We start from the raw sequence: 15146 nt of genomic DNA, 5'->3' as shown, positions 1-15146 counted from the left end.
TCACCGTCCCGTGTGGGTGGTCAGCTCGGAGGTGCGGGTGAGGAACCCGATGATGAAACCGAGCCCCCAGCCCACGTGGATGCACGGCAGCACGACGAGCAGCCACAGGAGGGTGGGCAACCCGGACCGGCGCGCGACCGCGACCGACCCGACGACGACGAAGAGCAGGTACACGACGGGCACGACGAAGCCGACCATCGCCCAGGCCAGCGGCGTGCCGAGGAGCGCTCCGACGACTCCGATGAGGCCCGCGACGACGCCGAGCACCATGGCGGCGACCATCGCCGGCGGCACGAAGTACCGCAGGCCGTTGTTGGCGGGGAACCGGCGGGCGAGTTCGCCGCGCCACAGCCCGGTCGCGACGAACTGGCGGACCAGGCGCTTCAGGCTGGGTCGGGGCCGGTAGGTGACGACGAGCTCCGGGGTGAACCAGACCGTGCCGCCGGTCTGCCGCAGTCGGCGGTTGAGCTCCCAGTCCTGGCCGCGCTTGATGCCCTCGTCGAAGAGCCCGACGTCGAACAGCCGTTCGCGGCGGAAGACACCGAGGTACGCCGTCTCGGCCGGTCCGGCGGTGCCACCGACGTGGTGCGGCGTCCCCCCGAGCCCGACGCGGCTGCCGTAGGCCAGCGCGACCGCCTTCTCGAACGGGGTGCGCCCCTCGGCGCGCATGATCCCACCGACGTTGTCTGCGCCCGACTCGAGCAGCGTCCGCACGGCGATGCGCGTGTAGTCGGCGGGCAGCACCGAGTGCGCATCGACCCGGATCACGACGGGGTGCAGCGACGCCCGGATCGCGACGTTCAACCCGGCGGGCGTCGAACCGACCGGATTGTCGATCGCGCGGATCCGCGGGTCGGCCGCACTCATCTCGGCGACGAGCTCGTTCGTGCCGTCGATCGACGGACCGAGCGCGAGGATGACCTCGAACGGACCCGTGTAGTCCTGGTCGAGCAGGCTCGCGACGGCGGCCCGGACCTCGGTGACCTCGTTGAGCACGGGCATCACGTACGAGACGCCCGGCAGGGGCTGTCCGTCTGACTGCATGCGTACCTCGGGGTGCTGGCTGGCGGCACGGGACGCACCGGGGACGGTGCCGCCCCGCAGAGCGACCATGAGCCTATCAAGAGGCAGAACCCCTCACCTGGGGGCGCGCGACGCGCCCCGGGACGGACGGGAGGCCCGGCGCACGTCGTGCCCCGGGCCTCCCGTCCGTCCGTTGGTCGCGTCAGCCCTTGCTGTCGAACGTCCCCAGCTTCACGTCGGCCTGACGGGACTGGCCGTCACGGATGTAACTGATCGTCGTCGAGGCGCCGCCCGCGAAGTACCGGACCTGCGCCGTCAGGTCGGTTGCGTCCGAGACCGTCGCCGAACCGATCTCGGTGACCACGTCGCCCTTCTGCAGCCCGGCCTTCGCCGCGGCACCGCCGGACGAGACCGACTTGATGAGCGCGCCCATCTGGGTGGCGCTGGCATCCTCGGACGCGTCGCCGACGGTCGCGCCGAGCAGGCCGTGCGTGGCGGACCCGTTGTCCTTGATCTCGTTCGCGACGCGCTTGACCAGGTTCGACGGGATCGAGAAGCCGACACCGATGCTCCCGGCGGCCGACTCCGACGACGAGCTACCGGCCGACGCGATGGCGACGTTGATGCCGATCAGCTTGCCGTCGGAGTCGAGCAGCGCTCCACCAGAGTTGCCGGGGTTGATCGATGCGTCGGTCTGGATCACCGGGAGCGAGACGGTGGTGTTCGACGACGAGCTGCTGCCGTTGTCGCCGTTGCCCCAGAAGTCGAACGGGCCGGAGCCGCCGTTGCCACCCTCGTTGGAGTCGCCGCCCTCGCTCGGAGCGCTGGAGGTGACCTGGATGCTGCGGTTCAGCGTCGACACGATGCCGTCCGTGACGGTGTTCGACAGGCCGAGCGGCGCACCGATCGCGACCGCGGTGTCTCCGACGTTGAGCTTGGACGAGTCCGAGAACTCCATCGGCTTGAGGTCGGTCGCCTCGATCTTGATGACCGCGAGGTCGACCGTCGGATCGGTGCCGATGAGCTTGCCCTCGTAGATCTTGCCGTTCGAGGTGGTCACGGTGATCGAACCGTTCGAGCTGTCGCCGTCCAGGGTCACCACGTGGGTGTTCGTGACGATGTAGCCGTCCTTGCTCATCACCACGCCGGAACCGGTGCCGGCCTCGTTGCTCGACGAGACGTTGATGGTGACGACCGACGGAGTGGCCTGGGCGGCCACTGCGGTCACGACCGTCGCGGAGTCGTAGTCGTTGACCGTCAGGTTGCCGCCCTGCGAGGACCCCGAGGACGAGACGACGGTGCCGCCCTGCGACGAGCCGGCGAGCCACCCGGCACCACCACCGACCAGTCCTGCCACGACGAGACCCGCGATGATCGGCAGGAGGAGCTTGTTCCGACCGGAGCGTTGCTTGGTCGTCGTGACGGCGGATGCGCCGGCGGCGTCGTCGCTGAAGTAGTGGCCGTTGCGCTGGTTCGCGCCGTCGACGTCACCGAAGGCGCTCGTGGCGGACTGCGGAGCCTGCGCCGACGCCGTGGCGTACTCGGACGACGAGGCCGGTGCGGCCGATGACGTCGGCTGGGCGTACTCGCCGTAGCGGGGGCGTTCGCCACCGGGCTGACCGTACTGGGTCTGCTGGCCGTGCGGCTGCTGGCCGTACTGGCTCTGCTGGCCGTACTGGCTCTGCTGGCCGTACTGGCTCTGCTGGCCGTACTGGCTCTGCTGGCCGTACTGCGGCTGCTGGCCGTAGGGGGACGTCTGCTGGCCGTAGCCGCCCTGCTGGCCGGAGCCGGTCGGCTGTGCGCTCGACGAGTCTCCGGAGACGGCGGGGTACGGCGCCGTGTAGCGGTCGGTCGGATGCTCCGACGAGGACGGGATGACGTCGGTGTGGTCCGGGGACCCGGGCTCGGTGTGCTGCGGGCGAGCGGTCTCGTCCGGCTGGTCGGAGTCGTTCGGCATCGACGTGTTCCCCTTCGTGGCCGCTGCTGCGGCGTCCTCACTGGCGGCAGGCGATGCCGCATCGTCCGGACGGCGGTCGTCGCCCTGCCCGTTGGGCGTGGTGTCGGTCATGCTGGACGTGCTCCTTTCAAGCTCGTGCAGTCTGTCGCAACCACCTGAGCGGTCCTTCTGGCGATGCTGCGAGCAACCCCTGCCGATCTTATGCGTGCGCTGTGCAGCCGGCCTCTGATCGCGGCGGGACGGACAGCTAGGTTGGGGTCCGTTCAGCGCGACACGGCGTCGCCGACACGGGAGGGAACCAGATGCGACAGGCAGGACCGTGGCTGCGAGCCGCCGAGGGCGCGATGTTGCTCGGCCCCGACGGCGTCCCAGCACCGACCGTGTTCGCGGAGATGAGCGCCCTCGCCGCGAGCACCGGCGCGGTGAACCTGGGACAGGGGTTCCCGGACGAGGACGGGCCGGCCGAGGTCCTGGAGGCCGCCGTGCAGGCCATCCGCGACGGCGTGAACCAGTACCCGCCCGGCCGCGGAACCCCTGACCTGCGAGCAGCCGTCGCCGAGCACCAGCAGCGGTGGTACGGGCTCGAGGTCGACCCCGACCGCGAGGTCCTCGTCACTGCCGGTGCCACCGAGGCCCTGGCCGCCACGCTCCTCGCACTGGTCGAGCCGGGTGACGAGGTCATCACCTTCGAGCCGTTCTACGACGCCTACGGGGCGCTCATCCGGCTGGCCGGTGGGGTGCACGTCACGGTGCCGCTCACCGCGCCGGACTTCTTGCCCGACGAGCACACGCTCCGCGCAGCGTTCACCGACCGCACCCGCGCGGTGCTCGTGAACACCCCGCACAACCCCACCGGCCGGGTGCTGCCCGTCGAGGTCCTGCAGACGATCCTCGACCTCGCCACGGAACGCGACGCGGTGATCATCACCGACGAGGTCTACGAGCACCTGACGTTCGACGTGGCGCACACACCGATCGCGACCCTGCCCGGTGCAGCCGAGCGGACGGTGTCGGTCTCGAGCGCCGGCAAGACGTTCAACACCACCGGTTGGAAGATCGGCTGGCTGACCGCTCCCCCGGCACTCGTCGAAGCCGTCACCACGGTGAAGCAGTACCTGACGTTCGTCAACGGAGCGCCGTTCCAGCCAGCCGTCGCCGTCGGCCTCCGCCTGCCCGACTCCGTGTTCACGGGCATCGCCGCCGACCTCCGCGCGAAGCACGAGCTGCTCGCCGCGGGGCTGCGGGGCGCCGGCTTCGACGTGATGCGACCGGACGGCGGGTACTTCGTCCTCGCGGACGCCGCACCCCTCGGGTACGACGACGCCCGCAGCTTCTGCCTCGACCTCCCGGCCATGGCCGGGGTCGCCGGCGTGCCGGTCTCGGCGTTCGTACGACCGGACCGCGTCGCTAGCTACCGATCGCTGGTCCGCTTCGCGTTCTGCAAGCGCCGCAGCGTGCTCGAGGACGCCGCGACGCGTCTGGCCACCCTCCGGCCGAAGCGCTGAGCCGTGCCGCGCTCCCGACGCGCGATCCGGTCTGCGAGGGCGAGCGCGTCGGGACGGAACGGGCGCGTCAGGCCTGCGCCGGGCCTCCAGGCAGTGCGCGCAGCGCGACGTCGTAGCGCCGGAGCGACAGCGACGGGTTGACCTGGCGGACCGTCTCGGTGACCGCCGTGTCGATGGTCACGGTGAGGGTGCCGGGGGTGGCGCCCGCGGCGGCCACGGCGACCCCGGACGGATCGAGCACCACCGAACCACCGATGCCGATCGGGGGCGTCTGCCCGACGCCGACGACCCAGACCGTGTTCTCGATCGCGCGGGCCGTCAACAGCGTGCGCCAGTGGTGTTCCTTGCCCGGGCCCCTGACCCACTCAGCAGGGATGAGGACGACGTCGACCGCGCCGAACTCCGGTGCGGCGAGGCGTCGGGTCACCTCCGGGAACCGCAGGTCGTAGCAGGTCTCGAGGCCGATGCGGAGACCACCGAGCTCGAACACCGGCAGCTGCTCGGGGTCGCCGGACTCGATCCGGTCGGACTCCCGCGAGCCGAAGGCGTCGTACAGGTGCACCTTCCGGTAGGCCGCGGCGAGCTCGCCTGACGGGAGCACCGCCACGAGGGTGTTCCGGAATTTCCCAGGGATGTCCGTCGTCTCGGCGATGCCCACGACGAGAGCGATCCCGGTGTCGCGGGCGATGTCGCCGAGCTCGGACACGAACCGGCCGTCGAGCGGCTGGGCTGCGGCGACGAACCGGTCGTCGATCTCCGGCGTGAAGTACGACGTGTACTCCGGCGTGACGAGGAGCGCCGCTCCGCGAGCGGCGGCATCGACCGCGGCAGCGCGGACGGTGGCGAGGTTGGCGACGGGGTCGTCCGCGGGCGCGAACTGCGCCGCCGCGATCGTGAGGGTGGCCATGCCGGGAGCGTACCGGGCGGCGTGGCGCGGGGGCCCGGTGACGTGGGCGTTGGCGTTGGCGTTGGCGTTGGCCTGGGCCTGGGCCTGGGCCTGGGCGGTGGACGCGAAGAAGGCCCCGGTCCGATTGGACCGGGGCCTTCATGTGACGCTTGGTTGCGGGGGCAGGATTTGAACCTACGACCTCTGGGTTATGAGCCCAGCGAGCTACCGAACTGCTCCACCCCGCGGCACATTGAATAGCCTACACGGGGCCGTGGCGGGACACAAATCGAGTGCCCCGCCACGGTGTGTCAGCTGCCGTTCTCGGCTGCGGTCGCAGCCTCGATGGCGTCCTGGAGGCGCTGGTCGGCCTCCGCGGCAGCAACCAGGTCGTTGTCGGCGTACGCCTCCTGCCGGTCCTGCAGCGCGTCCTTGGCGTCGGACAGGGCCTGCTGCAGCGCGTCGTTGTCGACGGTGCCGGAGCCGGTCGAGGCGCCGGTGGAACCCGAGTCGGAGCCGGAGTCCGACGAACCCGTGTCGGAGTCGGAGCCCGAATCGGAGGACCCACCGTCCGAACCGCTCGCACCGGAGTCACCGGCCGCGGCACCCGAGTCGCCGCCGAAGAGCGAGTTCAGCGCCTCGTCGAGGGTGTCCTCGAACGCGATCTTGTCGCCGAAGGCCACGAGTACCTTCTGCAGCAGCGGGTAGGAACCACTCGAGGTCGACTGGACGTACACGGGCTGCACGTACAGGAACCCGCCGCCGACCGGGAGTGTCAGCAGGTTGCCCTGCTTCACGGTCGAGTTACCGCGCTTCAGGATGTTCAGTTCCTGCGACACCGTCGAGTCGCCGTTGAAGAGGCTCTGCACCTGCCCTGGACCGGGGATGTTGTCGGTCTTCGGCATCGTCAACAGCGTGAGTTTGCCGTAGCCCGACCCCTTCTCGCCCTTGCCGGCGCCACCCGCGTCGGAGTTCACCGCCAGGTACCCGGTGAGCACGTTGCGGTTGTTCGCCCCTGCCGACTGCTGCGGGATGTAGGTCGTGTAGAGCGAGTACGCGGTCCCCTGGCCCGGGACCTTCATCGTGAGGTAGTACGGGTCCTGCAGGTTCACCTGACTCGTCGTCGTCGTCTGGGCACCCAGCGCGTTCGTGTTGGCGTTCGCCGACGTGTCCGCGCTGTCGGCGTCACTGTCGGACGTGGCCGTGCTCGTGGGTTCCTGCGGCGTGTTCCACGCGTCGTCGCCCGAGTAGAACGAGTTGGCGTTGGTCACGTGGTAGGTACCCAGGATCGAGCGCTGCACCTTGAACAGGTCGGTCGGGTAGCGCACGTGGTCGAGCAGCTCTGCGCTCATGCTCGACACGGACTTGGTCGACGTGGGGAAGATCTTCTGCCACGTCTTGAGCACCGGATCCTCGGTGTCCCAGGCGTAGAGCGTCACCTTGCCGGTGTAGGCGTCGACCGTGGCCTTCACCGAGTTCCGGATGTAGTTCACCTGGTCGGTCCGGTAGGCCGAGGACTCCGCACCGGCGATGCTGTCGGACAGGCTCTGGCTCTGCGAGTACGGGTAGGCGTCACTCGTGGTGTAGCCGTCGACGACCCATTGGAGGCGGTGGTCGACGACCGCCGGGTACGCGTCGCTGTCGACCGTCAGGTACGGAGCGACCTTCTGCACGCGGGTGATCGGGTCGCGGTCGTAGAGGATCTGCGAGTCCTCGTTTACCGCGTCCGACAGCAGGATCTGCTCCGACTGGAACTTCGCCGCGTAGACGAGCCGGTCGAAGAAGTTTCCGAGGCTGGGCCCTCCGTCGCCGGCGTACGTCGTCGTGGCGTTGCCACCGTTGTCGTCGTCGGAGCCGGACGGGTAGTCGAGTTCGACGTCCTTCGTCCCCTCGGGTGCACCGACGATCGAGTACGGCGGCGATGTCTCACCGAAGTACACGCGCTGCTGGAAGTCTCCGAGTGCTCCGTTGGACGGGATGCCGGACTCGAGGAACACCGGCTTGCCGTCGCTCGCGCGCTGGTTGCCGTAGGCCGCGGTCACGCCGTAGCCGTGGGTGTAGACGAACGCGCGGTTGTACTGCGTGTTCGCGGCCGCGCTCAGGCCCTCGAGGTCGATGTCACGGACAGCGATCACGGTGTCCTCGGTCTCGCCCTTGACGTCGTAGCGGTCGACGTCGAGCTCGTCCGGGAACTGGTAGTACTGCCGGTACTGCTGCAGCTGACTGAAGGTGTCGGAGACGATCTTCGGGTCGATCAGGCGGATGTTCGCCGTGGTCTGAGCGTCCTGCGCGAGGGCGCCGGAGCTCGCCTCGGTCGTGGCGTCGTAGTTCTGCTCCTTGACGTCCGACACCCCGTAGGCGTCGCGCGTGGCCTTGATGTTCCGCTCGATGTACGCGGACTCGAAGGTGCGCTCGGACGGCTTCACCTGCAGGCGCTGGACGACCCAGGGGTAGATGCCGCCGATGACGATCGCCGCCACGAGCAGCAGGCCCGTGCCGACGATCGAGATCCGCCAACGGCCGATGACCGCCGTGACGATGAACAGGATCGCGACGATGGCCGCGATGCCCGCCATGATCTCGCGACCCGGGATCACCGCGTTCACCTCGGTGTACTGGGCACCGGTGATGAGCGAGTTCGACTTCGTCAGCGCCGCGTACTGGTCGAGCCAGAGGCTGACGGCCTGCAGGGCGACGTAGAGCGCTGCCGTGACGGCGAGCTGGACACGTGCTGCCTTGGAGATCCGGACCTCGCGACCGCCGAAGCGCAGGGCACCGTAGAGGTAGCAGGCCGCGAGTGCCGCGAGTCCGGCGATGAGCACGACGGCGGACGAGTAGGCCACGATCGAGCGCCAGAACGGCAGTTCGAAGACGTAGAAGCCGATGTCCAGGCCGAATTGCGGATCCTTCTTGCCGAAGGGGGTGCGGTTGAAGTACTCGAGCACCATGCTCCAGCGACCGGCGGTGGAGAGTCCGGCGAAGATGCCGAGGACGACCGGGATGCCGATCATCACGGCACGACGCAGCGGTTCGATGACCTGCTGGTAGCGGTCGAGCTGCGAGTTGAGCTTCGCGTAGACCGGCCGGAACCGGAACGCGAGCGCAATGCTCACGAAGACGGGGATCGCCATGCCCAGGAAGCCCGCGAGGAACATCAGGGCTCCGGCGATCCAGCGGGTCGTGAGGACCTGCTGGAACCCGAGCTGCGCGTACCACGCGTAGTCCGTGTAGAGGCTGGCGAAGATGAAGAAGGCGATCACCAGTGCTGCCAGCACGATGATCGTGACCACGATCGGGACCCGCGGCGAACGCCGCCCCGAGGAGGTCGAGGTTGTCGTCACTTGATGTGCTCCAGACGTGTCGGACCGGCGGGCCCGGCTCGCGGCGGGCCGTCAGTGCCATTGATCCTATTGGACCGGAGCGGACGTCAAGCTGTACGGGGACTCAGAGAGGGGTCATGAACCGCAGCGGGCGAGCTTCGCGGTGCTCTTCCCGTCGGCGATCGTCTGCAGGTCCGTGACCGCCTGGTCGAGCGTCGAGACGCTGTACACGTCGAGTCCGTCGGGCACGTGCCCCACGACCTCGTCGCAGTTGTCGGCGGGTGCGAGGAAGACCGTGGCGCCCGCGTCCTTCGCACCGTAGAGCTTCTGCCGGATGCCACCGATGGGTCCGACATCGCCGTCGGCCGTGATCGTCCCGGTGCCGGCGACGTGCTTCCCGCCGTTGAGCTTGCCCGGCGTGATCTCGTCGATGACCCCGAGCGCGAACATCATGCCGGCCGACGGACCTCCGACGTCCTGCAGACGGATGGACACCTTGAACGGGAAGTCGTAGCGCTCGGTGACCCCGACGCCGAGGAGCGCCGTGCCCTGCTCGCTGCGCGGCGTCACGCGGATCTCCTTCGTCGCACCGTCGCGCTCGACGGTGACGGTCGCCGGCGTCGATGTGCCGTGCTCGGTCACGAGCTCACGGAGGGACGAGGCGTCGGCGTTCGTGGTGAGCGACGTGCCGTCGAACGCGGTGATCACGTCGCCCTTCTCGATCGCTCCCTCTGCCGCCGACCCCGTCGCGACCGTGCCGACCTCGAGTTCGGAGGGCAGGTCGTTGCCCTGCTGGATGAGCGCGGCGGCGACGGCGGACTGCTGTGACGCCTGCATGTCGGCGGAGTCCTGCTCGTTCACCTGCTCGGTCGTGGTGCCGCTCGGGTAGATCGCCTCGACCGGGATGACCGCCTCGGACTTCGTGAAGATCGCGCGGACGACGCTCGTCCAGGACGGACGGTTCGTCGAGTCGCCCTGGATGCCGACGGTGAGCATGTCGAGGGCGCCGGCGGTCGGGTACGTCTCGTGCCCGGTCACCTGGATGAGCTTGACGTCCTTCGCGTCCGTTCCCGTTCCCTGCTCCTGCGTGCCGATCGTGTTGTACACCGGACCAGGGACCTCGATGAGGTACGGGCTCGGCAGCAGGCTCGCCAGGAAGCCCAGGACCACGGCGCCGACGAGGAACGACCAGCCGACCGTCCGGGCACGCGAGCGACGACGGGGCGTGGGGGCGAAGAGGGTCACGCGGGGTCCTTCCGGGGTGGGCACCGACGCCCGACGGCACAGGTGGTCTCCGCGCTTGGCGGCGGGGAGCGTTCATCCGCGCCTGGCGGCGGTGTTCGCCCTCGGCGCAGCGGTTGGGGCGTTCCCACGGGGGCGTCCCAGGTGCGGCCCCGTGAGCAGCGATTAGCGTAGTCGGCATGCCTGATGAACCACAGCCGGGGCCGGACGACGACTTCCAGGAGATGCTGCGCAAGCTGCTCTCGGGCGAGGGCCAGATCGACCCGTCGCAGCTCGCCGGTGCCGCCGGTCTGCCGAACGACCCGGCCTTCGTGGCGAACATGATGAGCCAGCTGCAACGTGCTGCCCAGTCCGGCGGCGACGGCATCGACTTCTCGGCCACCGCCGAACGCGCGACCGCGATCGCCCGCGACGGTGGACACCCGATCGACCCGGCCACCGCCCAGGCCGCCGACCAGGCGTTCCAGGTCGCTGCGCTCTGGCTCGACGAAGTCACGACGGTCGCCGAGCTGACCGCGACCCCGAGCCTCTACACGCGTGAGCAGTGGGCGAAGGCGACCACCCCGGTGTGGACGCAGATCGCCGAGCCGGTGGCCTTCAGCATCGCCGATGCACTCACCGAGGCCATCGACCAGCGAGCGCCGGAGCAGCTCAAGGCGATGCTGGGCGACGTCTCGAAGGCGATGCGCGGCATCGGCGGGGCGCTCTTCGCGATCCAGCTCGGCCAGGTCGTCGGGCAGCTGTCGAAGGAGGTCGTGTCCGGCGGTGACGTCGGCGTGCCACTCCTCGACGAGCAGGTCGCCGCACTCCTGCCCCAGAACGTGGCCGAGTTCGCGGAGGGGCTCGATGTGTCCGAGGACGAGGTCTGTATCTACCTGGCGGTCCGCGAGCTGGCACATGCCCGGCTCTTCCGGTCAGCGCGCTGGCTCCGGCTGCACATCATCTCGTCGATCACGGACTACGCGCGCGGCATCCACATCCCGTTCGACCGGGTCGAGGAGCTCGCGGCCGACATCGACCCGACGAACCAGGAGCAGCTGCGGGACGCACTGGCCTCCGGCGCACTGATCCCGCCGCGGACGCCCGAACAGGACGCCGCGCTCGCCCGACTCGAGACCATGCTCGCCCTGGTCGAGGGCTGGGTCGACACCGTGACGGCTGCTGCGACCGCCCGGCTGCCGAAGGCCGGTGCCATCGCCGAGATGGTCCGTCGTCGTCGTGCCGCCGGCGGACCGGCGGAGTCCGCGTTCGCCACGCTCGTCGGTCTCGAACTGCGCCCCCGTCGGCTGCGCGAAGCCGCGGCGATGTGGCAGCGGGTGACGGACGACCTCGGTGCCGAGCAGCGCGACGCGCTGTGGTCGCACTTCGACCTCGTGCCGACCTCGGAGGACGTCGACGCCCCGGATGCACTGGTGGCACGGCTGCGCAACCCAGCCCAGACGGACGAGGACGACGCGTTCGACAAGGCGCTCGAGGACCTGCTGAACGACTCCACGGGGGCTCGCCCGCACGAGGACGAGTCCGGGCACGTCGCAGACGACGGCGAGCCGGACGCCGACACGAACCCCGGCCCCGGCCCCGGCGACCAGCCCCGCTGAGTTCTCCACAGATCCACCACTTGACCCCACGCGTGCCGCTGATTCCGGCACCGTTGGGTCATGGGCATCCGCATCGATCCGACGCTCGAGTTCGTCTGGCGTGACCCCGCCTCGGTGCAGCTCGGGGTCGATCCCCCGCGTGCCGTGGTCACCGTGCCGACGACCGGGGAAGAACGGTTCCTCTGCGGCCTCCGCCGCGAGACCGGGCGTGATGCGCTGTCCGGACTCGCGGTCGCGTCGGGCTGCGCACCGGAGGTCGCTGCTCGCGTGCTGGGAGCGGCGTCACCCGCGGTGATCGAGGTCCTGCCCGAGCCGCTCGAACGGATCGAGGTGCACGGCAGCGGCGCCCTCGCGGAGACCGTGTCGTCGTTCCTGTCGGGCGAAGGGGTGACGGTCAGCCGCACCTCCGCGCCACCCGGCGGTCCGATCGTCCTACCCGACCACGAGCCCCGGTTGGCCGTGGTGGTCGCCGACCACGTGGTGGACCCGGCGCTCCGCGCCGCATGGACCCGCCGGGGTGTGCCGCACCTGGCGGTGGTGGTCGGGGACGGACGCATCCGTCTCGGCCCGTTCGTGGTGCCGGGCGCCGGCCCGTGCCTCCAGTGCGCCGAGTTCGCACGTGTGGACGACGACCCGGCGTGGCCCGCCATCGCGGCGCAGGTGTGGGGGCGACAGCCCGCATCCCTGTCGCCGTGGCGGACGGCGGCGGTGGCCGCAGCGGTGACACGGATGCTGGTCGAGCGGATGCCGCTCCGGACGCAGCGCGCGGACCCGGACCAGGTCGTGTTCGAGCGGGACGACCTGTCGGTCAGCCGTTCGCCGGTGCTGCCCCATCCGCGGTGTGCGTGCCGAGCGCTGCCAGGAACCGGCTCGGAGCCCGGGCTCCCCCACGCCTGGAACCCTGTTGCGACCACGTGATGGTCACGGACCGGCGGGCACGTGTCAGGCCGACGTAGAACAGTCGGCGCTCCTCGTCGACCTCGGTGTCGGTCGTCGCGTGCGAGATCGGCAACAGGCCCTCGGCCGCCCCGGCGATGACCACGTGCGGCCACTCCAGGCCCTTCGACGAGTGCAGCGTCGCGAGCGTGACGGCGTCGACCTCGGGCTCGTGGTGGGTCGCAGCACGGTCCACGAGGTCCTGGGTGAACTGCTGCATCGTCGTGCCGTGGGGTGCGTCCTCGGCGAGACCCATGATCGCCTGCAGCGCTTCCCACTGCTCGCGGACTGCCCCGGTACCCTCCGGCGCGGTCGGCGTCCAGCCGCTGACCTGCAGCACGAGCCGGACCCGCCGGGTGAGTTCGTCGTCGGTCTGCCGGATCGCCTCGCCGCGCATGTGGTGCACGGCGAGCTTGACCTCGGGCCGGTTGAAGAACCGGGTGCCACCCTGCACCCGGTACGGGATCCCGTTGCGGCCGAGGGCGGACTCGAGCGCGGCGGACTGCGCCCCGACGCGGAACAGCACCGCGCAGTCGCCGTAGGCCGCTCCCGCACCGACGAGCTCCGCGATCCGTCGGGCGATGGTCTGGGCTTCGTCACCGTCGTGCACACACGGCAGCACGACCGGTTCGGGGCCGGGTTCCTGGGACTGAGCGACCAGGTCGAGCGCTCCGGGCTGACCGCGCATCAGGGTGTTGGCGGCGTGCACGACCTCGCGAGTGGAACGGTAGTTGCGCTCGAGCCGCAGGACCGAGCCGCGCGGGAACTCCGAACCGAACCCGAGCAGGTAGTCGCTCGAGGCGCCGGCGAACGAGTAGATCGTCTGGCTCGCGTCGCCGACGACACACAGGTCGTCGCGGCCGCCGAGCCATGCCCGCAGCAGGTCGTGCTGGACCGGAGAGACGTCCTGGTACTCGTCGACGACGAAGAACCGGTACTGCTGCCGGACGTACGACGCCACGCGCGGCTCGGACTCGACCATGCCGAGGGTCGCCAGCAGGACGTCCTCGAAGTCGAGCTGTCGCCGGTCGTCCTTCAGCCGCTCGTAGGCCTTCATCAGGTCGATGACGCGGCGCGGAGTGGTGTCGCGGGGCATCACCCGGTCGGCGGCAGCGGCCTCGTACTCGTCGAGGGAGAGCATCTGCACCTTGCGCCACTCCACCTCGGCTGCAAGGTCGCGGAGCACGGGGGTGTCGACCTGCATCCCGACCGTGTCAGCGGCGTGCGCGATCATCCGCCCCTTGGACTCGACGATCTTCGGCGCGTGGCCGCCGACGGTGTCCGGCCAGAAGTAGCTGAGCTGCGCCATCGCAGCAGCGTGGAACGTCCGTGCCTGGACGGTACCGGCGCCGAGCGACCGCAGGCGGGAGCGCAGCTCGCCCGCCGCGCGGGTGGTGAACGTCAGCGCCAGGACGTGGTTCGGAGCGTAGGTGCCGGTCGCGACCCCGTACGCGATCCGGTGCGTGATCGCGCGGGTCTTGCCGGTGCCGGCTCCGGCGAGGACGGCGACCGGCCCGAGCAGGGTGCGGGCGACGGTGCGCTGCTCGGCGTCGAGCGCGGCGAGCAGTTCATCCGGCGACGGCGGTCGGATTTCGACGGCGTCGGAACCGGACGGAACGCCCGGCGGGCGCCCGACCGCGCCAACGCCGCTCACGGCAGGTCCAGCGGCCCGCCGTACCACTCCTCGATGATGACGCGCGCGATCGAGGTGCGGCCCGGCAGCAGCAGGGTGTCCCCGGCACGCGTCCCGATCTCGTCGCGCGAGAACCACCGCACGTCCAGGATCTCCACGCCGTCGGGGCGAGCGGTCGTCGGGTCGCCGCCCACCGCGCGCGCGCGGAAGCCGACCATGAGCGACGCGGGGAACGGCCACGGCTGCGACCCCAGGTACTCGGGTTCCTCCACCCGGACGCCCGATTCCTCCCAGACCTCGCGGCGGACCGCGTCCTCCAGGGACTCTCCCGGCTCGACGAACCCGGCGAGGAGCGAGTACCGGTTCGCATCCCAGGCGGCGTTCGAGCCGAGCAGGATCCGGTCGTCGGCGTCGACGACCCCGACGATGATCGCGGCATCGGTGCGCGGGAAGTGGTCGTGGCCCTCGGGGTCGCGGCGGACCCAGCCGCCGCTCACGACGTCGGTGGCCGACCCGGTGCGTGGCGAGAACCCGTGCACGGCGTGCCAGTTCGCCATCGCGACGGCCTCGACCGCCAGGCCCTGGTCGCGCGGGGACAGTTCGGTGCCGAACATACGCAGGCTCTGCCAGGCGTCATCGGTCGGTTCGACGGCAGCCGCCGTCGCGTCGTCGATCAGCGCAGCGACGAACCGGGTGCCGGCCGGGGCGTCCGGTGCGTCCGTGACCGCACGGCCGAGGTACAGGGTCACGGTGCCGTCGGGGATCTCGGCCGCGGTGACGAACCGCAGGGTGCCGTCGGCGTTCCGGAGCATCTCGGCCCCGTGCACCGGCAGGTACCTGGTGCCGGGGTCCTCGCGCAGGACACGCTCGAGGTCGTCGGTCGTCCGGAACTCGGCGTCACGGTCGAGTTCGTTGCGGGAGAGCGGGAGCCGGTCGGCGAACTCGACGGTCACGGCGGGAGAGCTCCTCGGATCGGGTGCGGACGTGCGGGGAACGGACGGGCAGGCGGCCCGCCGAACAGCGTGGCGTGCAGCAGTGCGGGCGTC

10 protein-coding genes and 1 tRNA gene are annotated in these 15146 nt (G+C 70.4%); 3 read left to right on the top strand and 8 right to left on the bottom strand.

Annotated elements, in window-relative coordinates; all coding sequences use genetic code 11:
- A complete protein-coding gene (locus ITJ56_RS11300) occupies positions 1–1044 on the bottom strand; it encodes a glycosyltransferase family 2 protein (protein WP_194630709.1) in 1044 nt (347 codons plus the stop codon).
- A gap of 181 nt (positions 1045–1225) precedes the next feature.
- Positions 1226–3091, bottom strand: a complete 1866-nt coding sequence (locus ITJ56_RS11295; protein WP_228517587.1) for a S1C family serine protease — start codon at positions 3089–3091, stop codon at positions 1226–1228.
- Between the two features lie 191 nt (positions 3092–3282).
- On the opposite strand from ITJ56_RS11295, the gene ITJ56_RS11290 reads away from it, so the two are divergent.
- Positions 3283–4485 (top strand): aminotransferase class I/II-fold pyridoxal phosphate-dependent enzyme, encoded by a 1203-nt coding sequence (locus tag ITJ56_RS11290; RefSeq protein ID WP_194630708.1) that lies wholly within the window; start codon positions 3283–3285, stop codon positions 4483–4485.
- Between the two features lie 67 nt (positions 4486–4552).
- Here ITJ56_RS11290 and ITJ56_RS11285 read toward each other — a convergent pair whose 3' ends face one another.
- The 4 genes from ITJ56_RS11285 to ITJ56_RS18950 all read right to left on the bottom strand — a co-directional run bounded on the left by ITJ56_RS11285 (position 4553) and on the right by ITJ56_RS18950 (position 9936).
- A complete protein-coding gene (locus ITJ56_RS11285; protein WP_194630707.1) occupies positions 4553–5392 on the bottom strand; it encodes a carbon-nitrogen hydrolase family protein in 840 nt (279 codons plus the stop codon).
- A gap of 150 nt (positions 5393–5542) precedes the next feature.
- Positions 5543–5619: transfer RNA gene (locus ITJ56_RS11280), tRNA-Met, on the bottom strand.
- Positions 5620–5682: 63 nt separating this feature from the next.
- Positions 5683–8661 (bottom strand): UPF0182 family protein, encoded by a 2979-nt coding sequence (locus ITJ56_RS11275; RefSeq protein WP_194630706.1) that lies wholly within the window; start codon positions 8659–8661, stop codon positions 5683–5685.
- A gap of 165 nt (positions 8662–8826) precedes the next feature.
- Positions 8827–9936 (bottom strand): PDZ domain-containing protein, encoded by a 1110-nt coding sequence (locus tag ITJ56_RS18950; RefSeq protein WP_194630705.1) that lies wholly within the window; start codon positions 9934–9936, stop codon positions 8827–8829.
- A 176-nt stretch (positions 9937–10112) separates the two neighbouring features.
- On the opposite strand from ITJ56_RS18950, the gene ITJ56_RS11265 reads away from it, so the two are divergent.
- Both ITJ56_RS11265 and ITJ56_RS11260 read left to right on the top strand, forming a co-directional pair.
- Positions 10113–11531, top strand: coding sequence for a zinc-dependent metalloprotease (locus tag ITJ56_RS11265; protein WP_194630704.1), 1419 nt, complete (start codon positions 10113–10115; stop codon positions 11529–11531).
- Between the two features lie 60 nt (positions 11532–11591).
- Complete coding sequence (locus ITJ56_RS11260) at positions 11592–12449, top strand: TOMM precursor leader peptide-binding protein (protein WP_194630703.1); 858 nt, start codon at positions 11592–11594, stop codon at positions 12447–12449.
- Here the strand turns inward: ITJ56_RS11260 and ITJ56_RS11255 are convergent.
- Together ITJ56_RS11255 and nudC are read right to left on the bottom strand one after the other, a co-directional pair.
- Positions 12340–14121, bottom strand: coding sequence for an ATP-dependent helicase (locus ITJ56_RS11255; protein ID WP_323749788.1), 1782 nt, complete (start codon positions 14119–14121; stop codon positions 12340–12342). The two genes, ITJ56_RS11260 and ITJ56_RS11255, sit on opposite strands and share 110 nt — an antisense overlap.
- Positions 14118–15053 carry an NAD(+) diphosphatase gene (nudC, locus tag ITJ56_RS11250; protein ID WP_194630702.1) on the bottom strand — a complete coding sequence of 312 codons (936 nt, stop codon included), beginning with the start codon at positions 15051–15053 and terminating at the stop codon, positions 14118–14120. The genes ITJ56_RS11255 and nudC overlap by 4 nt, the downstream gene beginning before the upstream one ends.
- Positions 15054–15146 lie beyond the last annotated feature (93 nt).

This window comes from Curtobacterium sp. VKM Ac-1376 (genome assembly GCF_015351025.1).
GTDB lineage: Bacteria > Actinomycetota > Actinomycetes > Actinomycetales > Microbacteriaceae > Curtobacterium.
The sequence above is the reverse complement of the archived record's forward strand: the minus strand, read 5'-3'. Positions and strand labels throughout refer to the sequence as shown.